Annotated in this window: 26 protein-coding genes; 14 read left to right on the top strand and 12 right to left on the bottom strand. The window is 68.1% G+C overall.

The genetic code is table 11. The annotated features are described in order from the left end of the window. Positions 1–255: 255 nt before the first annotated feature. A complete protein-coding gene (locus tag ACZ7OU_RS40950; protein WP_470259417.1) occupies positions 256–1,623 on the top strand; it encodes a hypothetical protein in 1,368 nt (455 codons plus the stop codon). A 103-nt stretch (positions 1,624–1,726) separates the two neighbouring features. On the opposite strand, the gene ACZ7OU_RS40955 is transcribed toward ACZ7OU_RS40950, so the two are convergent. From ACZ7OU_RS40955 to ACZ7OU_RS40980, 6 genes are all read right to left on the bottom strand, one after another. Further along, entirely contained in the window at positions 1,727–2,614 is an 888-nt protein-coding gene (locus tag ACZ7OU_RS40955) for a type II secretion system F family protein (RefSeq protein ID WP_470259418.1), read from the bottom strand. Further along, complete coding sequence (locus ACZ7OU_RS40960; protein ID WP_470259419.1) at positions 2,611–3,513, bottom strand: type II secretion system F family protein; 903 nt, start codon at positions 3,511–3,513, stop codon at positions 2,611–2,613. The genes ACZ7OU_RS40955 and ACZ7OU_RS40960 overlap by 4 nt, the downstream gene beginning before the upstream one ends. Next, positions 3,510–4,871, bottom strand: coding sequence for a CpaF family protein (locus tag ACZ7OU_RS40965; protein WP_470259420.1), 1,362 nt, complete (start codon positions 4,869–4,871; stop codon positions 3,510–3,512). The genes ACZ7OU_RS40960 and ACZ7OU_RS40965 overlap by 4 nt, the downstream gene beginning before the upstream one ends. Then, complete coding sequence (locus tag ACZ7OU_RS40970; RefSeq protein ID WP_470259421.1) at positions 4,868–5,731, bottom strand: carbon monoxide dehydrogenase maturation protein; 864 nt, start codon at positions 5,729–5,731, stop codon at positions 4,868–4,870. The genes ACZ7OU_RS40965 and ACZ7OU_RS40970 overlap by 4 nt, the downstream gene beginning before the upstream one ends. Next, on the bottom strand, positions 5,731–6,429 hold the full coding sequence (locus ACZ7OU_RS40975) for an SAF domain-containing protein (protein WP_470259422.1): 699 nt from the start codon (positions 6,427–6,429) through the stop codon (positions 5,731–5,733). The genes ACZ7OU_RS40970 and ACZ7OU_RS40975 overlap by 1 nt, the downstream gene beginning before the upstream one ends. A gap of 1,104 nt (positions 6,430–7,533) precedes the next feature. Next, a complete protein-coding gene (locus ACZ7OU_RS40980) occupies positions 7,534–8,088 on the bottom strand; it encodes a hypothetical protein (RefSeq protein ID WP_470259423.1) in 555 nt (184 codons plus the stop codon). Between the two features lie 159 nt (positions 8,089–8,247). Here ACZ7OU_RS40980 and ACZ7OU_RS40985 point away from each other — a divergent pair, with 159 nt between their 5' ends. Continuing rightward, on the top strand, positions 8,248–8,868 hold the full coding sequence (locus ACZ7OU_RS40985; protein WP_470259424.1) for a prepilin peptidase: 621 nt from the start codon (positions 8,248–8,250) through the stop codon (positions 8,866–8,868). A 93-nt stretch (positions 8,869–8,961) separates the two neighbouring features. Here the strand turns inward: ACZ7OU_RS40985 and ACZ7OU_RS40990 are convergent, their stop codons facing one another. From ACZ7OU_RS40990 to ACZ7OU_RS41000, 3 genes are all read right to left on the bottom strand, one after another. Continuing rightward, positions 8,962–9,300: a DUF6355 family natural product biosynthesis protein gene (locus ACZ7OU_RS40990; RefSeq protein ID WP_470259425.1), complete on the bottom strand. Its 339-nt coding sequence runs from the start codon at positions 9,298–9,300 to the stop codon at positions 8,962–8,964. A gap of 172 nt (positions 9,301–9,472) precedes the next feature. Further along, positions 9,473–10,213 (bottom strand): hypothetical protein, encoded by a 741-nt coding sequence (locus ACZ7OU_RS40995; protein WP_470259426.1) that lies wholly within the window; start codon positions 10,211–10,213, stop codon positions 9,473–9,475. Between the two features lie 81 nt (positions 10,214–10,294). Further along, positions 10,295–12,586, bottom strand: a complete 2,292-nt coding sequence (locus tag ACZ7OU_RS41000; RefSeq protein WP_470259427.1) for a tetratricopeptide repeat protein — start codon at positions 12,584–12,586, stop codon at positions 10,295–10,297. A 217-nt stretch (positions 12,587–12,803) separates the two neighbouring features. On the opposite strand from ACZ7OU_RS41000, the gene ACZ7OU_RS41005 reads away from it, so the two are divergent. The 5 genes from ACZ7OU_RS41005 to ACZ7OU_RS41025 all read left to right on the top strand — a co-directional run bounded on the left by ACZ7OU_RS41005 (position 12,804) and on the right by ACZ7OU_RS41025 (position 16,611). After that, complete coding sequence (locus ACZ7OU_RS41005) at positions 12,804–13,226, top strand: helix-turn-helix domain-containing protein (protein ID WP_470259428.1); 423 nt, start codon at positions 12,804–12,806, stop codon at positions 13,224–13,226. 160 nt (positions 13,227–13,386) lie between these two features. Further along, complete coding sequence (locus ACZ7OU_RS41010; protein ID WP_470259429.1) at positions 13,387–14,211, top strand: alpha/beta fold hydrolase; 825 nt, start codon at positions 13,387–13,389, stop codon at positions 14,209–14,211. Between the two features lie 46 nt (positions 14,212–14,257). Further along, positions 14,258–14,746, top strand: coding sequence for a hypothetical protein (locus tag ACZ7OU_RS41015; RefSeq protein ID WP_470259430.1), 489 nt, complete (start codon positions 14,258–14,260; stop codon positions 14,744–14,746). After that, positions 14,746–15,855 carry an MAB_1171c family putative transporter gene (locus ACZ7OU_RS41020; RefSeq protein WP_470259431.1) on the top strand — a complete coding sequence of 370 codons (1,110 nt, stop codon included), beginning with the start codon at positions 14,746–14,748 and terminating at the stop codon, positions 15,853–15,855. Before ACZ7OU_RS41015 ends, ACZ7OU_RS41020 begins: the two co-directional genes overlap by 1 nt. Positions 15,856–16,053: 198 nt before the next feature. Beyond that, positions 16,054–16,611, top strand: coding sequence for an NUDIX hydrolase (locus tag ACZ7OU_RS41025; protein ID WP_470259432.1), 558 nt, complete (start codon positions 16,054–16,056; stop codon positions 16,609–16,611). Here the strand turns inward: ACZ7OU_RS41025 and ACZ7OU_RS41030 are convergent. Continuing rightward, a complete protein-coding gene (locus ACZ7OU_RS41030; protein ID WP_470259433.1) occupies positions 16,602–18,050 on the bottom strand; it encodes a helix-turn-helix domain-containing protein in 1,449 nt (482 codons plus the stop codon). The genes ACZ7OU_RS41025 and ACZ7OU_RS41030 overlap by 10 nt on opposite strands. 171 nt (positions 18,051–18,221) lie before the next feature. On the opposite strand from ACZ7OU_RS41030, the gene ACZ7OU_RS41035 reads away from it, so the two are divergent. From ACZ7OU_RS41035 to ACZ7OU_RS41065, 7 genes are all read left to right on the top strand, one after another. Beyond that, the gene (locus ACZ7OU_RS41035) at positions 18,222–18,422 is read left to right on the top strand and encodes a hypothetical protein (RefSeq protein ID WP_470259434.1); all 201 of its coding nucleotides are present in this window, start codon (positions 18,222–18,224) and stop codon (positions 18,420–18,422) included. Between the two features lie 72 nt (positions 18,423–18,494). Further along, positions 18,495–19,325 (top strand): Scr1 family TA system antitoxin-like transcriptional regulator, encoded by an 831-nt coding sequence (locus tag ACZ7OU_RS41040; RefSeq protein ID WP_470259435.1) that lies wholly within the window; start codon positions 18,495–18,497, stop codon positions 19,323–19,325. Beyond that, positions 19,322–19,582, top strand: a complete 261-nt coding sequence (locus tag ACZ7OU_RS41045; RefSeq protein WP_470259436.1) for a hypothetical protein — start codon at positions 19,322–19,324, stop codon at positions 19,580–19,582. Before ACZ7OU_RS41040 ends, ACZ7OU_RS41045 begins: the two co-directional genes overlap by 4 nt. 43 nt (positions 19,583–19,625) lie before the next feature. After that, a complete protein-coding gene (locus ACZ7OU_RS41050; protein ID WP_470259437.1) occupies positions 19,626–20,732 on the top strand; it encodes a radical SAM protein in 1,107 nt (368 codons plus the stop codon). Further along, positions 20,729–21,361 carry a dTMP kinase gene (gene tmk, locus ACZ7OU_RS41055; protein ID WP_470259438.1) on the top strand — a complete coding sequence of 211 codons (633 nt, stop codon included), beginning with the start codon at positions 20,729–20,731 and terminating at the stop codon, positions 21,359–21,361. Before ACZ7OU_RS41050 ends, tmk begins: the two co-directional genes overlap by 4 nt. Then, positions 21,352–22,167 (top strand): endonuclease/exonuclease/phosphatase family protein, encoded by an 816-nt coding sequence (locus ACZ7OU_RS41060; RefSeq protein WP_470259439.1) that lies wholly within the window; start codon positions 21,352–21,354, stop codon positions 22,165–22,167. Before tmk ends, ACZ7OU_RS41060 begins: the two co-directional genes overlap by 10 nt. Positions 22,168–22,222: 55 nt before the next feature. Next, a complete protein-coding gene (locus ACZ7OU_RS41065) occupies positions 22,223–22,717 on the top strand; it encodes an NUDIX hydrolase (RefSeq protein WP_470259440.1) in 495 nt (164 codons plus the stop codon). Here the strand turns inward: ACZ7OU_RS41065 and ACZ7OU_RS41070 are convergent. Further along, complete coding sequence (locus ACZ7OU_RS41070) at positions 22,707–23,372, bottom strand: GNAT family N-acetyltransferase (protein WP_470259441.1); 666 nt, start codon at positions 23,370–23,372, stop codon at positions 22,707–22,709. The two genes, ACZ7OU_RS41065 and ACZ7OU_RS41070, sit on opposite strands and share 11 nt — an antisense overlap. Before the next feature lie 13 nt (positions 23,373–23,385). After that, positions 23,386–24,075 (bottom strand): hypothetical protein, encoded by a 690-nt coding sequence (locus ACZ7OU_RS41075; protein ID WP_470259442.1) that lies wholly within the window; start codon positions 24,073–24,075, stop codon positions 23,386–23,388. Positions 24,076–24,282: the final 207 nt, after the last annotated feature.

Below are 24,282 nucleotides of genomic sequence, written 5' to 3' on the forward strand. Positions count from 1 at the left end.
AGCGGACGCCGCTCCTGCTACGTGTGCGTGCCTCGCGTCTGGAAAAGACCGGTTCGGTGCAAGCGATGCGGATCGGACAAGGACTACTTCACCGCGGGCCTGTGCCGGCACTGCCACCGTCAGGCGCCGCTGGTCACGCACTGCCGGGACTGCCTGGCCTGGGGCATCACCCGGTGGCACGGCGGCGTCTGCCAGGCTTGCCGTGGCTGGAATCACCGTTTCTCCACCCCGTCGCGGTGTCCTTCCTGCAGGCGCATGGTGCCGCTGAATGAGCGCGGCTACTGCCGGCTGTGCTGTCGGCAGGCTCACTTCGTCCGCACGCCCCACTACGCGATCGACGTCGTCGAGGCCAACCGGCAAGGTCAGCAACTGTTCATCGCCGACCTGTTCCGGCAGAAACGCCCTACCCCGCCGCCAATCCCGGCCGCGGCATGGCCGAGCCACTACCCGGTCTCGCATAGGCAGCTCACACTGTGCGACCTCGAACGTGACTACACCGCCGTGCGGCCGGCAGAACTCGCCCTGCCGCTGCCCGACCTGGCCGTCGCCATCGACGACGTCCTCACTGACCACGCCAGCCGGCACGGCTGGGGCAAAGGCTTGCACAGCAACACCCGCAACGCGATCCGCATGCTCCTCGCCACTCAGGACACACCCGGCGCACCGATCACCGCCAGCGCTGCCGGGGCCGTCACGACCAGCCGCTCGCTGGACAACCTCAAGTCCGTCCTGGAAATTCTGGACGCCGCCGATCTGCTCGACGACGATCGTGTGCCCACCCTCGACGCCTACGCCGAACGACAGGTCGCCGATCTGCCCGAGCCCATGGCCAATGAGTTTCGTGAGTGGTTCCAGGCGATGCGCGACGGCAGCACCACACCGCCACGCTCGCGACCGCTCAACCCCGCCACCATTCGAGCCCGGATCACTCACGCCGCTCCCGCCATACGCACTTGGGCAACCAGCAATGGCTTTTCCTCGCTGCGAGAGGTCGGTCGAGACGACGTCATCGCGGTCATGCCCGCCCAGGCTTACCGCTACCGCCAGACTCTGACCGCGTTGCGGACGATGTTCCGATTCCTCAAGGCCCGCCGCCTCGTGTTCACGAACCCGACGCTCCGGCTGCGCGGCCCCCAGGTCGGCAACCATCCGTTGCCGATCGACTTGACACCGGTGCGCCATGCGATGCTCAGCACCAAACCCATTCGAGCCGCGCTCGCCGCACTCATCGCGTTCCATGCCCTGCGCCCCAAGGATGTGTGCGTCCTGCTGCTGACGGACGTCCGAGACGGGCACCTTCACATCGACGGACGCGCGATCCTCCTCGCAGAACCTGTCCGCACCAAACTCGCCGCCTGGCTTGAAGAACGTGCAAGGCGCTGGCCGCATTCGATCAACCCGTACCTGTTCATCAACCTGCATACCGCGGTCCGCGCCTGCCGAGTCGACCCGACCTGGATCAGCGCCACCATCGGCTTCTCCGCGCAAGCCATCCGCGAAGACCGCATCCTCCACGAGGCAATCACCACCGGAGACGTCCGGCGACTGTCCGACCTCTTTGGACTCACCATCGGCGGCGCCGAGCGGTACACCCACACCCGGCAGCTCGACACGACCGACTGACACTTGGGTTCGCGAACCCAAGCACTCAACTATGCTGATCACGAGGACCTCCCTTCGGGTTCGTCGCGGAAATTGCTTCAGAAATCGCGAACTCATAAACTTCTCAGAGGCCGTTGAGGACCTGGGTGACGGCGGGGTAGGCGGTGAATCCGAGGAAGCCGAGGAACAGCAGGGTGACCGGGAGCGCCATGCGTTCGGTCGCGGCCTGGGCAGCGGCTTCGGCGTCGGCGACCAGGTGGGTGCGCAGCGCGGCGGCTTTCGCGGCCAGGGAGGTTCTGACTTTGGCGCCTTCGGTGCCCGCGAGAGAGATCGACGCCGCGAGCTCGGCGAGTTCGCTGATGTCCAGCTCGTCGCCGAGCCGGCGCAGGGTGGACCACGGTGCGGTGCGCGTCAGCTGGGCGGCGTCCAGCGCGCGGCGCAGCTGGTCGAACGCGCCACCCCGGCCGACGTTCACGGCGGCCAGGAGTGCCGCTTCGACGCCGGCGCCGCCGGCCAGGGTGATCCAGACGAGGTCGAGGAACGCCGAGAGCGCGGCGCGGAACTCTGCACGTGCACGCGCGGCCTTGGCCCTGACCTCGAGATCGGGTGCGACGAATCCGGCCGCCGCGAGCAGGACCGCGAGCGCCAGGGGCAGTTCGACGCCGAGGTGCACGTCGACGAGGACGAGCAGACCCTGGAGCAGCAGCGGCGTCAGCAGCCCAGCGCAGGCCAGCACGGCTTTCACGGCCAGGTGGGTGTCGGCGCCGCGACCCAGCACCCGCAAGTCCCGGGTCAGCCGGTCTCCCGGGAGGCCGAGGGCGCGCAGGCCCGGGATGAGAGGCCGGGCCAGTGTGGTGGCCCATTGGGTGTCGGTGGCCGCTGCGATCGGGACGAGGTCGACCGTCGCGGTGGCGAGGCGTCCGCGCAGGGTGGCTTGCGGCGGGATCGCCCAAGTCAGGACCAGCCAAAGGCCAAGTCCAGTTCCGGCGCCGGACAGGATCGCGACGATCATGCCTGCTCACCGCCCTGCAACGCCGCGGCCGTGGCCGGGTCGGGTTGAGGAGGGTCGCTCAGCGAAAGGACGCGGGCGGTGGGGCGGCCGGCGGCGATCCGGGTCAGCCAGGCGAACCCTGTACTGAACAGCGCACCGATGACGAGCAGGACGGCTTGGCCGAGCGGGCCGTCGTAGGCGGTGAGGTAGGCGCGGTTGAGGACCACGACGCCGACGGCGAATCCGAGCGTAGTGACCACGATGACCCGCACCGAGGTGCGGGTGCGGGCGCGGCCGGTCTCGACGCGCATCCGCATTGCCGCCTGCACCCGCGCGGTCTCCGCCAGCGAGCCGAGGAGTTCGCCGAGCCGGCGAGCCTGGTGTTCGGCCGCCAGGACCAGGGACGCGATGACCAAGTCGGCGGTCGGGTCGGCCAGCTCCTCGGCCAGGCGCCGCAGGGCGGGGGCGAGCCGGTGTCCGCTGCGCAGCCGCGCGGCGAGGCGGCCGAGGTCGTCGCGGATCGCGGTGGGCGCGAGTGGCGCGGTCGCGAGGATCGCCTGCTCGAGCCCGGCCGCGGCCGCGAGGGTGTCGCGCAGCATCTCCGTCCACGACGCCACCGCTTCGATCCGCGCCACCCGCCGCGCATGCGCACGGTCGGGCCCGACCAACGCCGGCAGGAACCACGCACCCGCGGCGGCCAGCAGCCCGCCGACCACCCAGCCGGTCGTCGCCGCGGCCACCAGGCCGACGCCGAGCGCCGCGCCCGTGCGCAGTGCGTGGGTTCGGTCGGCTCGCCACCGCGTCTGCCGGGCGGGCCGCGTCCGGGACAGCGGTTGCGGCCGGCGAAAGCCGACGAGGGTCAGCAGCAGGCCCGCGGCGGTGCCGAGCCCGGTGATACAGCCGATGAGGATGCTGGTCATGTCGCCCACCACCCCTCGGGCTGGGTTAGGAGGTCGGGATCGAAGCCGGCGTCGACGAGGTCGTTCAGCGTGTCCGCGCGCAGTGCGCCGGCGACCGGGCGCGCTCGAAGATCGGAGCCGGGGCGGTAGACCTCGTTGGAGACGACGGTTCCGCCGTCGGCGTCGACGACCTCGCGGATCGAGGACACGACCCGGGTCGTGCGGTCGGCTGCCTTGGCCAGGTGCACGACGAAGTGCACGCTGGACGCCACCAGCAGCGCGGTCGCTTCCAGCGACAGTCGCTCGGCGCCTTGCGCGGCGTAGGACGCCAGCCGGGTGAAGGCGATCTTCGAGCTGCTCGCGTGCAGCGTCGCCATCGAACCGTCGTTACCTTGGGACATCGCGTTGCACATCGGGATGACCTCAGGCCCGCGGATCTCCCCGACGATCACCCGGTCCGGGGACATCCGCAGCCCCCAGCGGACGAGCTCGGCCTGGCTGATCGCGCCCGCGCCTTCGACATTGGGCTGACGGGCCTGCAGCGCCGTGACGTCGGCGTGCAGGCGCGGATCGAGCCCGAGGCCAAGCTCGAAGGCATCCTCGATGGTGACGATGCGCTCCAGCGGATCCATCTCCGCCGCAATCGCCCGCAGCAACGTCGTCTTGCCGAACCCGGCACCGCCAGTGATCAGGACGTTCTTGCGGGCTCGCACCAGTGCGCGCAGGAACCGTTCGAGGCCGACGTCGAGGGTGCCGCGGCGGCGCAGCTGTGCGAGGCTGGTGGTGAGGTAGCCGTGACGGCGGATCGAGCACGCTGTGACCCCGCCGGCGGTGAGGCCGAGCACGGCGAACAGGCGCTCGCCACCCGGGAGCTGGAGGTTCAGCGCGGGCGAGCCGCGGTCGAAGCGGCGTTCCTCCGAGGAGGCCCGCGCGGCGAGGGTGCGGACGAGGTCGGTCAGCTCGTCGTTCGAGCCCGCGACCGGCGCCACTTGGGCTCGGGTGCCGTTGGAGTACTGGACGAAGACGCGGTCGAAGCTGTTGACGTTGACCGTCTCGACCGTCGGGTCGTCCAGCAGCGGCTGCAGCCCGCCGAGCCCGAAGACCTCGTCGAGCACGGCTTCGACGAGCTGGGCCTCGGTGTCCGGTGTCACCAGCAACCGGCCCGCCTGCAGCTCGGCCTCGCTGTGCGCCGCGCCCGCGCTGCGGAGAACCTCGCGGGCGAGTTCGCGGCGCCGCGTGCCGGTCATTGACTCCGTGCCGGCGCCGGCGCGGCTCGGCAGCTCATCGGCGAGGGTGTGCCTCAAGTACTCCCGCAGGCGTGCCTCGGGACCGGACTCAGCCGCCGGGTCGGGCCGGCGGTGCTCGTCGAGCACGGTCATGGTCGGACGTCCTTCCCGGGAGCGGTGCTGTGGAGGTGGCCGTTGTGCAGGGCCGTCGGTGGCAGCACGCGAACGCCGGACGCTGCTGTGGGCTGGGCAGGTACACCCGGCACCTGCTGCACGACGCTCGGCGATGGCGGTGACGGTTCGCGAGCGGGTTCACCGGAGAGGGCCTCAGCAACGGCGGTCGCGACCCGGGCAAGCCCACCTGCTCGCCGTCGACCAGGCGCCGCTCGCCCGGTGTAGCGCCCGGCGGCAGTCGGGTCGTGGGGAATCCTTGCCATGACCGGTATGCCCAGCTCGCGCGCGACTTCGTGGGTCGCGTGCCCGCGTCCGGCGAGTACCAGGCACGCGCGGGCGGCTGTCCGGCCCAGGTCGTGAACGCGGGTGGCCAGGTGGGCGAGCTCGTCGCTATACGTGCCGGAGATCAACAGCAGGACGTCCGCGTGACGGATCACCGCCTCAGCAGGGGAACCCGGGTCCAGGCGCCCGCAGTCGGCGAACATCGCCACCGCCGGCCGACGGGCAGTGCCGTAGAGCGGTGAGGCCGCCGAGGTCAGAGTGCTCAGCGCGGCCCGAGCCTGATGCCCGCCCGGCGGACCGGCAATGACCTGGACGCCACCCGGAAGCGGCTGGACATGGCTCCAGACGACATCGGGATCCACGGGCTGCCGTGCTGCCGCCGCAAGGCTGAGAAGTCCCGGCGACGCGGCCATACCGAATCGCTGCACCAGGTCCCCACCGGCGGGATCGCACTCGACGACCACACGCCGGACTTCGGTCGGCCAGCTCGCGGCCAGGGCGAGGGCGAAGGTGGTGACGCCCGGCGAGCCCTTCACGCTGGCGAGAGCGATCAACATCAGCGTTCACCGCCCGGGAGCATGACCAGCGCCACCTGGCCGACCGGCACCCGGGCGAGTGCGAATGCGGCGTCGCCCAGGAGTTGCAGGGAGATAACCGTGTTCTGGTCAGTCTCCCCTTTGACCAGCCCCGTCACCGTGGCTGGCCACGTCTGTCCGCTCTCCTGCGCGGCCGACGACGCAACGGCCGAAGGCGTGGCGGTCACGACGAGGACGGGAGCGCCGGGCGCGACCTCGAGCGGGAACTGCCCCGGCTTCAGCGCGACCGCCACGATCGCGTGCCCTGCAGCGGGGATCGTCGCTGGGCCGACGCTGCCCGGGGTGAGCAACGCTCCCGGGTCGAGGCTCGTCGCCATCGGCCGACCAAGCACGGCGGCCGCCTGCTCAACCGGCACTGTCGCGACCACGTCGGCAGCCGAGATCTCGACCTCGTGGACGTCCGTTCGCTCAAGGACGTGTCCGACGCTCACCGGCCGGGCGACGGCCAGCACCGGCACGCGTCCCTGCGCGCTGCTCGACCACCAGAGCGCTCCGCCGACGCACACCACGATCAGCAGGACGCCGACCAGAAGGTGCGGCAAACGCCGGCGTGCCCGGCGTCCTGTCGGCACCGCGGCGAGATGGCCTTTCTTTCCCAGCCACGACTCGGAACCCACTTCGGTTCCGGCGCCGCGTTCGCCGGTGCGGATACTCGTCACGACGTTCCTCCAGGCATGGTTCGACCGCGCCGTACACCTCGTGAAAGCTGGTGCACGGCTCAGAATGGGAATGCGGATGCGCGAAGCGGCTGTCGGCAGCCGGTCCGATTGGTCAGCGGGGCCCGGTACCGAGCGCCTGGACCTCGGCGACCCGGAACGCTGCTGTCGCCGACGTGGTCAGGTCGGGGAAGGTGCCGCTCGCCCCGGCTCCCGACCAGGTCACCGTCCAGTGGATGGTCGCCCCGACCGGGTATTGCTGGCCCGGTGCCGTTGCCGATGATCGGCGGTAGGTATGGCCGCAATCAGGGGACGCCGCCGAGGCGTCTCTCCTGGCCGTGAACGGGGTTCCCGGGCCGGAGCAACTCAAGGTGTTCCCGTCCCCCATCGACCAGGAGACGGACTTCGGCGTCGCGATCGCCGTCACCGAAACCCCGGGAACAGCGGCAGTCGCCTGCTGCGCTCCCCAACTGCTACGGTCCAGCCACAACCAGGTCGGCAGACTCACCAGCTTGTCACCAGCCGGACTGGCCTCGATCCGCGGAGACGGCAAGCGCAGTTGAGCTCGAGCTTGCTCGGCCAACTCTTGCGGAGAGGGCACAGCCGCTTCTGCGGGTACCTCTCCGTCGGGGAGCCAGATCGGCGCCCGGTAAAGACCATCGCGAAAGCCCGCGCCGGTACATCGATAGACGTACCAAGCTCCACCCTGCCGCTGCGCGAGGAGGGTGCTTGCCCGTGAAAGTGACGCGTCGGCGAGAACGATCCGAGGAACAGCTCGGACAGCGTCGTGGAACGCCACAGTCTGCACGCCGTTCGCCGGCGGCTGGAAGTTGCTCCGGACGTACGAGCACTTCGCCGCCGGCGAGTTGTCGCCCATGATCCGGTCACCGGGTGGCGGAGCGACCTGTCCACCGCCGTTCTTCCGACCAGGCTGGTCTGGGACGCGACTGGCACCTCCCGGTGCCTTTCCGGTCTTCCCGGCCCCGAGCTCGCAGTAAGGCGACGATTCTTGGGCGCAGTCAACGGAACCCCAGCCACCCGCCACTGCAGTGGCCGCCGAACTCAGCAGCAGAGTGACGATCATCCCGCCGAGAGCCGGAACTCGCGTCAGCATGTCCCCACGTCCTGGATCGCGAAGTCGACGACCTTCCAGGAGCCGTCCACGGCCTTTTTCACCTTCGCGTCGATGTGGCGACGGCCGCTCGGCCCGTCATCGGCACGCTGGCCGGCATCGACGCGGTACTTGAGCCATGAGCTGTCATCGCCGCAGTCCACGATATTCACCGTCGTCGGAGCAGCCGCGGGCTCGACGGATTCAACCGTCGGATGGTTGATCGGCTTTCCCTTGGTGACGAGGCCGTTGTAGTGGTCGGCGTAGAGGCCGCGCGAAATCCGCGACAGCGCGTCGGCTGTGGCGTTCAGCGCGAGCTTGGACGATTGCCAGTTCGATGTCACCGCGGCGTCGGCCATGTCGCTCCACATGCCGAGGTACGCCGCAACCGCGCGTTCCTTCGCTTGGTCCGCCAGCTGCGGTACCACGCTCGTCGTCGCCGCAGCGCTCGAAGATGTCGGTGGTTGGCTCGGCTCAGTGGAAGTACAGGCGCCGAGCAGAAAGATCAAGGAGGCACCAATGGTGCCACTCGCACCGTGACGCAGATTCATGACGTCCCCTCCCATTGGAATGATCAGCTGACCGTCTTGCGCTGGACACCACCTCCGTGAAAGTTCACTCGTTGGTAGGACGAGCAGTGCGCTCGAGCCGCGATCTGGCCAGCATTGCTTCATGGGGAAAGGCATCAGCGACAGCTCGGTGGCGCGGCGGTGAACGCTTGGCCGGCCATCGTCGGCGCGGCGATGGGCTTCGGTCTCGGGGCCGCGGGAAGCCTGATCACCAAGCGGCTCTCGGACCGACCGACCGGGATCGCGTCGTCGTGGTGGCTTGGCGCGATCGTCACCGCACTGGTGCTCGCGATCCTTGCCTGGCGCATCGGTCACCAAGGCGAGTTTCCGGTCTACGCCTTCGTAGTGACGCTCGGAGTCCCGTTGGCGATCATCGACTGGCTCGAACATCGGTTACCTCGGATCGTCGTCGTGCCCCAGCTGGTGGGCGGCGCTCTTGGTCTCGGATTGCTGTGCGTGGCGCGTTCTGACCCCGGTCCCGGATTTCGAGCGCTGTGGGCGATGCTCGCGGCAGCAGGCTTTTACTTGCTGCTCGCGGTTTTGGTCGAAGGTGGTGTCGGATCCGGAGACGTAGGCCTGGCGGCCGTGGTCGGCTTGATGACCGGCTGGTCCGGCTGGGCCGAGCTGGCCGGTGCGGTCGTGCTCGCCTCACTGGCCGGGCTCGCGCTCGTGCTCATCCCGCGCAACCGCGCAAGCCGCGTTGTGCCGTTCGGGCCGTGTCTCCTCGCGGGGATGACGGCGATGCTCGCGGTCGCTGCCTGATCGTTTGCGCCGACGCGGCGGGCGTCATCGAGGAGGGCGCAAACGCCCGCCGCGTCGACTGGCAGAGGACCGGAGCTGCCCTCGAGTTCTTGTTCAGGCAGGACCTTCGAAGCCCGGACCGCAGCCGACGCCGCCGTTCCACCACGCGCCGGTCACCCTCCATCGGATCACCGGCTGGAGGTCCGTCTTGCCGGGCCCGACGCAGTAGCGGTAGAGGTTGCCCCAGATGTCTTCGACGTCCAGGTCGACGCTCGAGCCGGTGCCGCCGTCGCAGTGCCGGTACTCGCCCCAGCCGAGGTAGCCGCACCCCTCGCGGAACTGGATCTCGGTAGTCGCGCCGGCGGGGCTCGCGACCCCGACGGACACGGCCAGCGCGGTGAGCGGGACGCACATGGCCCGAATGGCCTTGGCGCGCAGAGAGCACGAACTCATCGTTCCTCCAGGGATTCGATTAGAGCCAACGTGATTCGAGAGGCTCTGTTGAATCCACTGTGGACCTGTCGCCGCGTCTAAGGAACTGCCTCATCGACACAGCGTTGTGCTCATTCAGTGCCGAATATGTGCCGATTGAGTCAAGACGCCAATCGTTTTCAGCAAGGCCGCGTCAATGAGGCGGCGTAACGCCCTGCCGGTCCAACGCGGTTTCTGCCGTGCAGGGCAGTTCGCCCGGTTGAACCTGCTGCCATGACGGGCTCCAGACCAACGTTGAGCCGCCGACGCGCGAGCCCAGGAGGCAGTCGATGCCTCCGGTGGACCGGTCACCTGCTCTGTAGGCAACACCAACGTCGTTGCCGCGCAGGGCAACGTCCTGTGTGGGTGGCCGACCTTGCGTTTTCGTTTCGGGGTCGACCGGCGGCGCCGGCATCGAGCGCGACAGGCTCGCGAGCACCTCGTCCCTCGTCGCGGATCTCGACAGGCCGACCAGCACAGACTGCAAGGCGGGGTCGAAGCTCTGCGGCACTTCCCAGACCGGTATCGGAGCTGGGGTCAGAGGAGTCGCATTGGCTGGACAGTCGGTTCGATGCGGAGCGTCGACGAGGCCCCGGGAGTTGAAGCCCACGGTGTAGCAGGCGGTCACCGGGTCTTGAGGGAAGAACTCGTCCTGCGTTCCGGGATGAAACACCCGGAACACGAGATGCGCCGTCGCATCGTTCGGGTTGTCCGACGTGCTGTCGTGCATTTCGACCACGGCGAAGGCTTCCGAGCTGCCATGCGCAGCCTCGATGGCTTTCCACGCGTAGTTCGCCGCAGAGGTCTGCGGTGGCGAGTCGATTTCATCGGCGATCTGCCGTGCTGTCTTGTCGGTCTGCGAATCTCCAGGTGTACACGCGACCAGTCCCGCCATGCACGCCACCGCAAGAAGTCCCACCCTCGCACGCCTCACGGGTCGAGAATACGCGGATCACGAGCCTGAAGAGGCGGATCGTCAAGCAGTGACCGACGCTCCCCGGGGCCACCCCGCGCCCGCGGCGTCCAAGGACGCCAGTCGGGCGCGAACCTCCGATGCCCGCGAATCGCGGATAGCCTCGAGGACTTCCAAGCTCCGGGCGTATGCCTCCCGTGCTTGTTCGAACTCACTGAGCTTGCAAAGGGCCTCGGCGCGTGAGATCAACGTCTCCGCGGCGCCCCAGCGTTGCCAGCTCCGGCCGCGGACGGCCAGCGCCTCGTCGAAGTGCTTCAGGGCGACCCGGTGGTGGTCATGACGCGCAAGCAACGTCCCGATTCGCTGGTGGGCGATGCCGAGGACCGCTTTCGACGTGAACATCTGCGCGCGGTTCAGCGCGTCAAGGGCGTACTCCATCGCCTTGTCCGCCGCGCCCAGCAAGTCGCAGACCTCGGCCAGGGCGGCGCGGTTCACCGCGAGCCCGATCTTGACTCCCGAAGCCGCGAACAAGCGGTCGGCAAGCTCGTGCAGTTCCCGTGCCTCAACCGTCCGCCCGGAGGTCGCGTAGGCCAGGCCAAGACCGTAGGCCGTCCAGGCTCGGGATCGATCGTCGCCGAGCTGTTCATGCCTTCGGAGCGCCTCCTCGAGGTGCGCGATGCCGTCGTCGGTGCGTCCGAGCTCGTGTTCGACCCATCCGAGGGCTTCCAGGCTGCGAGCGATCCCGGGGTCGCTGCCGGCCGCCCGGGCCGCGGCAAGGCCATCGTGGGCCGCGACCAGCCAAGTGTTCCAACTGCGAGTGAGTACGAAGTACGGGAGGAACGCGGTGGGCAACAGCCATAAGGCGTCCTTGGCTCCGTAGGTCCGGGCGTTTCGCGCCACCTGCAGTGCGGTCGCGACCTCCTGTTCACACCAGGCCATGGCCGCGTCGAACCCACCGGCTCGGAACGACATCGGCTCGATCCCGGCGATGTTCTGCGGGGTGATGCCGCTGTCGGCCCAGTTGGGGATCAGCGTGTTGTTCGCCTCCCAGGCCGTCGCGGCGTACCAGCGCAGCGCCCGGTCGTGCGCGCGCTCGACCTCGGCGAGCCGTTCCTCGACCAAAGCGCGCTGGTGCGCGTAGGCCCGGAGCAGCAGGCTCAGGCGATAGCGACCGTCGGGCAACTGCTCCAGCAGATGCGCCTCGACGAGCAGTCGGAGAGCGTCGCTGGCACGTTCGACGTCCAGATCGGCAAGAACTGCGACCGACTCGGCCGTGACGACGTTGGCCGGACCGATGCCGAGATACCGGAACACCCGCCGCGCCATCGGAGGCAGCGCCAGGTACGAGACGTCGACGACGCCGTGGATGTTCACCGCCGGGTCGCTGGACGTGAACAGGTCGAGGCGCGTCTTCTCGGAGTCGAGACGTTCGGCCAGTGCGGTGAACGACGTCTCGCGGTGACGATGGAGGTGCTCGGCCACGATGAGAACCGTCATCGGCAAGCAGCCGCACCGCTCCACCACGAGTTCCGCGGCCGCTGTGCTGGCTTGCACACGTGCCTCCCCGACACGACGGCCGAGCAGGCCGAGCGCTTGCTCAGCCGCCAGCGGCGGAAGCTCGATCACCGTTCCGCCGGTGCGCGCCACGAGGCCGGACTGGCGTTCCCGGCTGGTCGCGAGCACAACGCTGCCCGCGCCGGGGAGCAGCCATTCTGCTTGCCGGCAGTCGGCGACGTTGTCGAGGACCACGATCGCCGGCCGCTCGGCGAGTAACGTCCGATAGCGGGCGATCCTGGCCTGCAGGGTGGTGGTGCCGAGCTCGGCGGAACTCACGCCGAGAGCCAGGAGGAACCCGTCCAGGATCTCTTCCGGATCGGCAGGCGCACCGGGGGCGAGGCCCCGAAGGTCCGCGAACAGGCATCCCCCGGGAAAGCGGGCCAGTACGCCGGCCGCCCAGTGCACCGCGAGAGCGGTCTTGCCGGTCCAGAAGCCGCCTTCGATCACGATGGTGATCGTCGCCCCCGGGCGACCTTGGGCCACCAGTGCGTGATCCATCGCCTGCAGCTGTTCGTCGCGGCCGACGAATTCGGTCGCGGCCGGTGGCAGTTGGACGGGGCGCGCGATCGGACGAGTGTCACCACGCTGTTCCACCGCGATCTTGTCCAGTTCGCCTTCGGCTGCGAGCGCCCTGTCGAGGTCGTGAACGACCGCCGGCAGCAACGGACGATGGCCGTGGAGCAGCTTCGAGAGGTAGCTCGCGCTGTAACCGGCTTTCGCGGCCACCTCGCCGAGCGAAAGCCCACACGACCGCCGTCGGCGATGCACCGCTGCCGCGAAGCTGTCGATCTTCCGCATAGCGCCTCCCCGCGCATCAGACGCACCAGGTGGGCGTCTACTTGGGCGGGGACCCCGATCGAGCGACAGCTGTCTTCAGCAGTTCCCGAAGTACATGCTGCCCGATATGTTGGAATGATCAACACAGACAGTACGAAAAGCTGGACACAGAGTCAAACAAGCCGGATACAACGAGATCAAATTCCAGGAAGTTGGAATCTCGATCGAAGGGGGCGGGGTGTCCGAAGCCAACGATCCGCAGCCGGCCGAGGCCGAGCCGTTCGGCAAGCTGCTCGACCAGCTGATCAGTGTCAAGAAGCACGCGGATGGCCGGTCCTACTCCGTAGCCGAGGTGGCCGACGGCGTCGGAATCTCGAAGAGCCAGCTGTACAACCTGATCAACGGCACGAACGAACCGAAGCTCAGGCTCGCGCAGCAGCTCGCGGCCTACTTCGGAGTGGATCTCGAGTACTTCGGCACCAGTCAGCGGGCTCGCGAGCTTCAGGAGCAGTACGCCCTGCTCGCCAAGCTGTCGGCGCAAGGAGTTCGCGACGTCGCGCTCCGGGCGAGCGCCCTTTCGCCGGACGCCCTGTCCAATGTACGAGCGTTCATCGACTTCCAGGCCAGCAGGCAGAAAGCCGATGATCACACGTCCGAGTGACTTGCGTCGAAAGAATCAAGCCGAGCAACGCCGATCTGTCACCATCGACCGCAGTTGATCACCAACGGGCTGGGAGGACCGTCGTGACAGCTTCGCTCATCAGCGCGGCCACTGCATTCGGTACCGCTCCGCCTCCCGTCGACGAGATCGGGGATGGCCGATGCAGGTAGAGCAGTTCGAAGTCGAGTGCGATGGCGCGCTCCTCTACGTCGAGTCCCGAGGTCACGGCGCACCCGTCTTGGTGATCCAAGGTGGCATCGGCGAAGCCGGCGCGACCGAGCAGCTCGCAGACACCTTGGCAGAGCACTTTTGCGTGATCTCCTACGACCGGCGTGGTCTTTCGCGGAGTGCTGGCTCTCCGGATCCGGCTCCCATCACGATGCACCGTCACGCCGCTGACGCCGGCGCGGTGCTGGCAGCATCCACGTCGGAGCCCGCGCACGTCGTCGGCGCCAGCATCGGAGCACTGATCGGGCTTCACCTGGTCGCTCTGGAGCCATGTCGTGTGGCGACGCTGGTGGCTCACGAGCCGCCGATGAGCGCGGTGGTCCTCGACCCGACCCGAGAAGCGGCACTGGACCAGGTCGCGGCAACGGCCCAGGAAGATGTTCGATCGGCGATCCGCCAGATGGGGTCACTGACGGGCGCGCGCGACTCCCTGGAGGAAGGCGCCCGGCCAGCACCACCGAAGGGGGACCTGATGGCGAACCTTCAGCGCTTCTTCGAGCACGACTTCCCCGCGGTCCGGAGCTCATCCCTGGTCGCCGGGGACCTCGTCGCCGCGACGCAGTCGACGAACATCATCCTCACCGGCGGTGACCTCTCGCGAGGTCAGTGGGAGTACCGCTGCGCCGAGCAGCTCGCCGGCGAACTGGGTGTCCTGTTCACCGAGCTGCCGGGCGGCCACAACGGATTGGTCAGCCACCCGAAGGCGACCGCAGCGGCCCTCACGAGAATCTTCGACCGAGTTGCGCTCACGTCGTAGCCCTGACGGGGGCACCTGGCGCAACGACCTGCAGCTTCGCCGGGGTGTGAAGAAGCTTCTTCGAGATCTGGACGTCGATACTCCCCTTGACGTCCACGACCTGTGTCTGAAGCTGGCCGAACACCGCGGGAGGCCGATCGAGCTCGTGCCGTATCCGCTACCGGTCCCAGGCGCCTTCGGGCTTTGGATCGCCTTCGCGGACGCCGACCGGATCTTGTACCAGCAGCACACCACGGCAGCGCATCAGGACCACATCATCCTGCACGAGATCGGGCACATGATCAGCGATCACAGCGCCGAAGACGGCGCTACCGGTCTGGCTGTCCTGTTCCCCGACATCCCGGCCGAAGTCGTCAGGAACGCGCTACGCCGCGATGGCTACGGACCCGTCGCGGAACGCGAAGCCGAGATGGTGGCCACGGTCATCAAGGAGTGGGCAACCTTGCTCGAAGCTCTGAAGTTCTCACCGGTCGAGAAGAGCAAGTCCGGCCGGCGACTGCACGGAGCCTTCGACGACCATCAGGGCTGGCTGTGATGAGCCTGCCCAACCTCGCGATGTGGGGAGCGGCTGCAGGCGCTTCAAGCTGGAAGATCTCGCAACTCGTTCGAGTTCCGGTCGACCGTGGCCTTCGCGTGATCACCGCGTGCACGTTCCTGGTCTTCCTCGCGCTGACCGCGCAGCTCGCGACGGATTCCGGCTCCGCCCCGCAGACGACCGCGAGTCAACTGCCGAAGCTGTTTCAGAACGTCGTGTTGACGTTCTTCTTTGCGCTGCTGATAGTCCTGTTGGAGTCCATAGTGGATTCCAATCTCGCTGCCTCGCGGGGCCTTATCGAGATCGCGATCGCCGTCGCCGCCAGCTGCGCACTGGCAACCACTTTCGCGATCGCCGACAAGCCGCTCGGCGGCTTCAGTTACGAGGCCGTTGGCTCAGCGACGATGCCGCTGCTCTTCTATCTGATCGGCAACGTCTACATGGCTTACGCCACGGCACGTGGCGCGGCGCAGACCTGGCGGGCCGCGCGCAAGGCTCAGTCGCGAGTACGACTCAGCTTGCGAGTTGCGGGCGCGGGACTTGCCGTCTGCTGCCTCGGAACGCATCTGCCCCGGATCGCCTCGACCGCGAGTCGGCTGGCGTTTCGGCGGGACGCTGTGCCGGGCACCGCCTCTTGGACCGCTCCCCTTCTTGCTCTCGGTATCTCCATCTTCTTCTTCGGCGTCGGCTACCCCGGTGTCCGCGCCGGAATCGTGAAGCTTCGGCTGTGGTTCGTGGACCGCAAGCACTACCGCCAGCTCAGGCCGTTGTGGGCTGCCTTGTGCCGAGCTTTTCCGGACATCTCACTGCTACCGAGAGCTTCGCAAACACGCGAGGCGTTCCGCGTGCGCCACCTGAGGCTGCACTTCTACCGACGGGCCATCGAATGCAGAGATGGCTTGGTCTGTTTGAGCCCCTACCTCGAGCCTGGCGAGGCCACCGACGTCGCATCGACGTTGACCGCAGAACGGTTACGCGAAGCCCTCCTCCAAAGCACCGAAGGCGAGCCGAGGGCTGATGTACACGTCGTTGCTCAACCGGCAGATCCTGGCATGGACGCCGACTTGAAAGAGCTACTCGCACTCTCGCGCGGTCTTGGCGTCTCGTGACCTCGCTGATGTCCGGACTCGACGCCAACAGTTGACGAGGGCTTTCCATGGCACCGCCGACCGGGTGAAGACCTCGCACACCTCTGAGTCGAGGAGCACCTGGTTACTGGCGAACGTCACCCCGCGCGGCGAAGACGCGCAGTGATCCTCGCCCGACAACGCGCGCACCTTCGAGAAGACGCCGTAGCATCTCGTGGTGTGGCCACCGAACCCAACAGGCAAGAGCTGACGCGCTGGAAGATCCACGGCGAGCGGGTCGTCGACGACACACGCCGCCTGCGCCTGAGCATCGCGTCGGTCGAGCTACCCGACGGCGTGAAGTTCGAACAGTACGTGCTCCGCATGCCCAAGGCTGCGATGATGGCGGTTCTCGACAGCCAGGACCGCGTCCTCATGATGTGGCGTCACCGGTTCATCATCGACCGGTGGGTCTGGGAGCTACCCGGCGGTTACGTCGATCCTGGCGAAGACCCCGCGACGACAGCTGTCCGAGAAGTCGAGGAAGAAACCGGCTGGCGGCCGCTGAACGTCGAGCCGCTGGGATCGATGCAGCCCACCGTCGGCAGCGCCGACGCCGAGAACCTCCTGTTCGTGGCCCGCGGAGCGGAGTACGTCGGCGAGCCCGAAGACATCAATGAGGCCGAGCGGGTCGCCTGGATTCCGCTCGACACGGTCCGGGACCGCATCACGAAGGGCGAGATCGTGGGCGCCGCCTCACAGGTCGCACTGCTCCACGTTCTAGCGTTCTACCGCTGAACCGGTGTCGGCACGCCCGCGGCGTCCATCTGCACGTAGAGCGCGCGCACGCGAGGATCGGAGCGGTGAGGAGCCAACCTACGGCCGACGTCGGCGAGGTAGGCGCCGCCACGAATCGACCGGACGTGCTCACTCATGCGCACCGCAGCCGCGGCCTGCACACACGCTTCGTCGACGCGCCCCTGATCGGCCAAGGTCGACGCAAGCAACGCCGTGTTGAACAACCTTCCCCGCTCGTAGCCGTCGTCCATGCCGAGCGACCGGCGAGCGAACTGCTCGGCTTCGGCGGCAGAGCCGAGATCTCGGAACACGTGCGCGAACTTCGCCGACAGGTACGCGCTGTCGAAGTAGTTGAGCCACGACGGTCCGTCTCCAGGTGAGAAGCGCTCGAAGGCTCGTTCTGCTTCGCGGAGGGCCGCGAAGCAGGCAGAGGTGTTTCGCTGGAGCGCGTGGCCGTGAGCTTCGAGCACCGCAGCCTCCGCCTGAAGAGCTGCCAAACCGGACCTCTTCGATGTGCGCCGCGCGGCAAGCGCCATGTCGACGGCGACCTCGGGGGCACCGTTGAAAGCGGCGTGGTGGCTCATGGCTGCCATCATCTCGGCTTCGAGCGCGTCGTCGCCCGCGTCTTGCGACAACTTCAACGCATCGCGCAACCGCCGTTGCCCCTCCGCGGCGTTGCCGACGTCGAAGGCGATCCAACCGGCAACCTGGTGCAGCTCGGCGGCCGCGCCGAGCAGTTCTTCGCGTGCCGCTGCCTTCCTGGTCGTGTCCTTCAACATCGGCGTCACGGTCGATGTCAGGTAGTTCGTGATGGTTGTCGTCGCGCGGCTGTGCCCGCCGCCGAAGCGATTGTCCAGACGCCGAAACGTCGCCGTCATGTCGCGCACGATCTCGACGTCGGTACTTCGTGGTTTCGGGGAGCTGGTCGCGACGGCCGGGCCGGCACCGAGCAATGACGCGCCGATCGCCGTAGCGCCGACACCTGCGGTCCTGAAGAACTGTCGCCTCTGCACCCGTTCGAGACTAATCTCGTCACCTGCACCGACCAATTCATCGGCGGTATGGGAAACGCTGAACCAGAGCAAGCCCGGCGGGATCCGCAGGGCCTTCGCCCATCGTTCGAGGTTCACCAGGTTGCTCGGCGGGCGTGCGTCCGGCGCTTCCAGTCGGCTTACTTGCGCTTGAGTCAGGCCGAGCCAGCGGCCGAGGGCCGCCTGCGACACGTGCGGGCTGGATTCCTTGCGGTAGGCGGCGAACAGGCGACCGAAATGGCGCGCTTTGAGCGCGGCATCAATGCCCTCTGCAGTCCAGAAGGTGTCCGGCTGGGATGGCGCCTCATTCGCGATCAGCAGGCGAAGACAGGGACCGCAGTGGTTGCTGACCCGGTCTCGAGCAAGGCGCGCACCACACTTCTCACACCTTCTTGTCGGCAGCTGCACGCCAGTTCCCCTCCTGCCCATTTTCTAACGCGCAGTGTATTCGACCGAACGCAACATGCGTCAGATTCCATCCGTCCGGCGTATGGAATCCGGCATCACACGACTCCTACCTGCTGAAACTCATACGTCGACGTCGTTTGCGGCCGCAACATCCCGTTGGAAACTCAACCCATGCAAGCGGTAGCACACGGTGATGACCAGATTGCGCCAGAAGGCGACACAAGCCTGGAGGCCGCCTTCCGACAGCTCAAGCGACCACGGGCACGCGGTGAGCAACTGAACGAGGTGGATCACGAGGCGGCGACGATCGTGCTCGACGCCTACTGGCCGAAGTTCGGCGTTGCGCGGCCACTGCCCGAGCGCTGGCGGTGACGACAACAGCGGATCAGCCGTTTCGGCTTTACCTCAGACCCGACGATCAGCAACCTGCAGAGAGATCCAACCATGCCATTGCCAACCGTCCGCCGACCCGCCGTACTGATCGTCAGCGCCTGTCTGCGCGAGGCTCGCGAACAACGAAAAGTGGGATTGCGCCGACTCGCCGAACAGCTCGGCGTATCACCGGCACGCCTGTCCGGATTGGAACTGGCAACTCACATCCCGCGCCCGCCTGACGTTGCCCATATCCTCGGCTTCCTCGGTATCGGCGGCAATGAGCACAAGCAGCTCATAGCGATGGCCGAGCACGTCTACGACGAAAACTTGATCACACAGAACACTACGCAAACGTTCAGTCTGATGTGGACATACGAGCAGATTTCCAATCGGGTCGTGGATTGGGCACCCTACCGCCTTCCCGACCTACTTCGACTTGAACACCCCTTCCAGGGAACGTCCGCTGCGGATGGGGCGTGGCAGTGCCACGGCGAGCTGGAACCACTCGAACGAAGCGTTCGCCAACAAGCCATGCACAGTGGTCCACGCCGCTATGTCTTCCTGATCGGAGAGGAGGCCGTGCGCACGGCACGAGACGGGGTCGGTTCAGGCGAACAGATCCAGCACCTCCGCGCCGCAGCAAGCCTGCATTATGTCAGCGTCCGGATCGTGCCCATGGCGGCAATGGGACTGAACCCGCCCCCGGCCTTCACCCTCTTCGAAGATCGGCCCGCCGCCGTGGCTGTAGCGCTCAAGCACCTGCACTGCACCGCGTACCTGACCGAACGGCCACTGCTCGATGACTACCTGGACACGGCGAAAGCCCTGCAACGTCGGGCACTCAGTGAGTCCGCGACCGCCGATGCGCTGAACGACTCAGCGTGGGACCGAGCATCATGACGGCCGCGGTGATCTACATCGACCCACTCATGATCCATCCGGTGGTGGAGGGTGTGTGGCACCACGCACGCCTCGAGGGAATCCCGGATCCGGGCGAACCGATCACCATGCTTTGCGGTGTCACAGGCGACGCGGCGTTCCTGCCGCTGAACCAGCGACGGCACCGCTCGATCCCCCGCCAGTGCGAAAGCTGCGACGAAGTCGTGCGGCAACAGCGCGGTATCCCGCTGCGGCGCAAAAGGATCGGGCACGGATGACTTCCCAGCCGCACCTATTCCTACCGTCTTTAAGGAGTCAACGATGACCGTCCGTCCGATCGCCATCGACGAGCAGGCGTCGAGCTGCTACTTCCGCACCACCGTCGACACACCGAACCGCAAGGCCCTGGTGCAGATCACGGAGCGGTGCAACCTGCGCTGCGCGCACTGCTTCGTCTCCGCAACCAAACGCGGCAAGGACATGCCGCTGCCAGAGGTGGTCAAGAAGGTCGTGCCCCGCCTCGCTGAAGCCAGGGTCCGGCGCGTCACGCTCACCGGCGGGGAACCGACCGTCCACCCGGACTTCCTCGGCATCGTGCACGCCTTCCGCAACGCCGGAATCGACGTCGGCATCTGCACCAACGCCACCGAGCTCGACGACAAGCTGATCCGGCAACTGGCCACGGCCGGGGTCCACGTCAACGTCTCCCTCGACGGGTTCGCTGCCGATTCCCACGGCTTGTTCCGCGGCGACCGCGCCTCGTTCGACGTGACCGTGGCGAACGTGCGGAAGCTTGCTGCGGCCGGCCTGCTGCAGGGACTGCTGTGCACGCCGAACTCTCTGGCCGCCAACGAGGAGTACGTGCAGCTGTGCGCGTTCGCCCGCGACAATGGCGCCCGCTACGTGCTGCTCAACCCGCTGGGCAGCATGGGCCGCGGTGTGAAGTCCCAGCGCAAACTCGCGAAGACGACCATGCACATGCAGGAGATCTTCGAGCTGACCGCGCCTTTCGACGGCCCCGACCTCGACATCGCTCACATCCGCTTCCCCAACACGGGCCGCAAGCCCCTGGCCGGGTGCGAGGCCGGGACGATCATCTACGTCTTCACTCCGGGCGAGGTCACCGTCTGCCCGTACCTCGTCTTCGCCGCCCGGACCCCGATCTCCCGCCATCCCGACACCGACTTCATCGTCGGCAACGTCTTCACCGATCGCGACATCGCCGCTCGCCTCGACGCGTACCGGTTCCACGAGCGGTTCCAGGTCGGCGCGAACCCGACCTGCACCTCCTGCAGCCTCGGATCCGACTGCGGCAAAGGCTGCCCGGCCGCGGTCGTCGCCGCCGGCGGCCGCATCGGCGACGTCGACGCCGAGCTGTGCCCGGTGACCGCCGAGACCCGCCGTCTGCTGCCTCTGGACGTCGCATGAGCGCGCCGCGCTTGCCGGGCAAGCTGGTGACCTTCGAAGGACCTGGCGGCGTCGGCAAGACGACGATCACTGCGCTGGTCGCCGAGCTCCTCGAAGCCGACGGTGTCCCCGTGCACGCCACCATCCAGCCGTCCCGCTCTCCCCTGGGCGACCTGGCCCGCCATGGCACCGACACCTACCGCGACATGGCCCTAGCCTGCCTCTGCGCGGCCGACCGGCACCACCAGCTGACCATCGAGATCCTCCCAGCACTGGCCGAGGGCAAGATCGTGCTCTCTGACCGGTACGCGGCATCGTCGCTGGTCCTGCAAGGCTTGGACGACATCCCGCTCGATGTCGTCTGGGCGCTCAACCACAGCGTCTACCGACCGGACCTCGTGTGCGCTCTGAGCGCCCCGCCCGCGGACGTTGAACACCGTCTGCGTACGCGCGGCGGGCACAGCCGCTTCGAGCGCACACCCGGGAGCAGCTTTCGCGAAACCTACGGCTACCTCGCGGCGACGACCTTCCTCCACGACCAGGGCTGGCCGATCCAGGTCGTCGACTGCGCCGACGACCCACGGGCGACAGCTGGCACCATCATCGACCTGATCCACCACATCATCGCGGAGACCCCGGCATGCCCCTGACCGTCCTCACCCTCAACGTCGGCAACCCCGCCCTCGAACGGGCACGGCGCCAACGCGACTGGCTCGCCCGCCGCGACGAGGACGTCCTCGTGCTCACCGAGACCGGCTCCGGACCCGGCACCCACCTCATCGCCGACTCCTTCGCCGAGGCTGGCTGGTCGGTCCACTACCCCGACCACCCCGACAAGGAACGCGGCGTCATGCTGCTATCCAAGCTCGAATCGACCGTGGACGCCATCGGCGCCGCGATGACCTACCTGCCCGCTCGGCTGGCCGGCATCGTGGTGCGCACCAAACACGGGCCGGTGCGCATCCTCGGTGCCTACGTTCCCTCTCGGGATGCCACCGAAGTGAAAACCACCCGCAAACGCACCTGGATCGAGGCCTTTCACGCGGCCTACGAAGCCACCGCGGACGACGCCCCCGTTCTCCTGCTGGGCGACCTCAACGTCCTCGAGCCCGGGCACGTGCCTCCGCATCCCAGCCAGTTCGCGCCGTTCGAGACCGCGTTCTACATTGAGCTGACCCACCGGCACGGCCTCGCTGACGCCTTCCGCGCGCTGCACCCGACCGCCGTCGAGCACAGCTGGGCTCGCCGTGCCGAACTCGGCTACCGCTACGACCACGCCCACGCCTCCACCGCGCTGCTCGAGCGCGTAACGCACTGCTCCTACATCCACGACACCCGTTCCGGGGACCCCGCGCTCACCGACCATTCGGGACTCGCCGTCGCGCTGACACTGACCGCGACCGCGCCGCTGATAACGTCCGACCCGGCCGCGGACCGCGAGGCAACACTGTTCTGAGCAGGGGTACTCGTGCCCGGCCGCCACCCGAGCCGCCGAGCACGAGGACCACCGGATGACCGTCGCCAGCGAACCGGCCCTGCGGGTCGGCGCACGCGTCCTGCTCCTCAACCGCGACGACGAGGTCCTGCTCATCCACGCCCGCGACCCCGACGACCCCGGTCACGCCTGGTGGGAGCTCCCCGGCGGCGGCCAAGAGCCCGGCGAGAAGCTTGAGGACACCGCGCGGCGCGAGATCGCCGAGGAAACCGGGCTCGTCTTGGACGAGATCGGCCGCAAGCTCTGGACCCGTGAAAGCCGCTTCATCTACCGCGGGCGTGAGCATCACCGTCTCGACCACGTCTACCTCGCCCGCACCGACCGGACCGCGCCTCAGGTCGCCCTCCGGCACACCGACAACGAGCGCGCCGGCCTGATCGAGCGCCGCTGGTGGTCGGTCGCCGCGCTGGTCGAGTGCGCGGACAAGGTGCTGCCGGCCGAGCTGCCGGATCTGCTCGAGACGTTCCTCGATGGCCGGTTCCCCAGCACTCCCCTGGCACTTACCGCCTGAAGTCGCCGTCGCCGCGGTGCACGCACGGGGGTCCAGCGCGGCGCATGGTGACGCGCGCCCGGAACGACTGAGCCACCGGCCCGTCGGGCAGCGGAGCCGTCCACCGGTAACCGGGCGCGCGGGCTACCGCGGCCGCGACGAGCGTGCGGCCGTAGCCCAGGCGCCGATAACTCGCCACGACGTGGACGTAGTCGAGGGTGGCGGTCCGGCACGGGACGCAAATGCTGAGCGTTGCGGTGGCGACCTGGGCGCCGTCGAGGTGGAGGTCGACTTGGCCGGCCAACGTCCCTGGCACCGGCGGACGGACGAGAAGAACCAAGCCCTCATCGACCGCTGCGTCAGCGGGTCGCTTACTCGCGACGTCGAGGTGAGCCCACTCAGCGAGACGCCGCTCGGACGAATCGCAGGCCTCCAGCGCGCGACACACCTCGCACAACGTGGCGTGCAACCGATAGCGGTGGCTGTACGGCGCGAGCTTGCCGTAGAGGTCAAGGTCGAGCCAGTGACCGCGCAGGCAGACGGTGGCTCGACCGGCCGCCGGCCGAACCGGAAGCAACTCGCCGAACTCCCGGCGCGCGCCTGATCGGACCGCACTGTCGGGCTGATCGCCGACGTGCTGCTGGACGGCAGCGGTCGGCTGGGCCGAGGGGTTCATCCTGCGGCCTCGGTCAGGCCGCGCCGGGCGAGCGGGCGGCCCGCAGCGGCCGCACCGCCCGGGCCGGCAGCTGCAGCGCGACCGTGTGCGGGCGAGCTGCCGCGCCGCGGCCTCGGCTGGTCGCGACGACGTCGCGATACTCCAGGTGACCGAACCCGTCCTCGGTCAGGCCGCGCCACTTGCGGTGAGAGACGCGGAGCTCGAGGTCGACACCGGGCCAGGCACCGGCGGTGATCAGCACCGCACCCCGGTTGCGAACGCGCCCGGCAAGCCGGCGGGCCAGCTGCGGCTGGACTCCCCGGGCGGCGACCGGGCCGAGCACGACCAGGTCGAACCCGTCGATCAACGCGGATACCACCGCGACCACTTCGGCTCCAGGATGGGGTACCAGCGCGAACCGCTCCAGGTCGACGCCCAGCTCGGCGGCCGCGGCGACGCCCAGTTCCGGCAGGCCGGTAACCGCAGCCCACGAGCCCTGCTGCGTGGCCTCGGCGAGCAGGGCGAGGACCAACGCGGTCGAACCCGAGACCGACACGGTGCTGCCGCGCCGCAGCCCACCACCCGGCAGCAGCTCGGCCAGCGCAGGCGTCACAGGAAGCAATCCGGCCGCGGCAGGCGTCTCCGCGGTCGGCTGCTTCAGCTGGGCGGCCGTCCGGAGGCCAGGGATCGCCGCGAGCCCGGCCACCGCCTCCGGCACCGCCACCACGCACCTCCAGCACCACGAACACGCACCGGAGACACCCGCGTGGGGAAGCCACGAGCGCACCCGAACTCATCGAACACTTGTTCGGATACTGCGAGACGGTGGCCGCGCTGTCAAGTCAAGCACCTCAACATCACTCCACACGGCGGCGTCCGCCGCGTTGAGCGTTCGTCTTGCCACTTGCCGTCACCGGATAGGGCGTTGACC

The organism is Amycolatopsis sp. NPDC114505 (assembly GCF_055633615.1).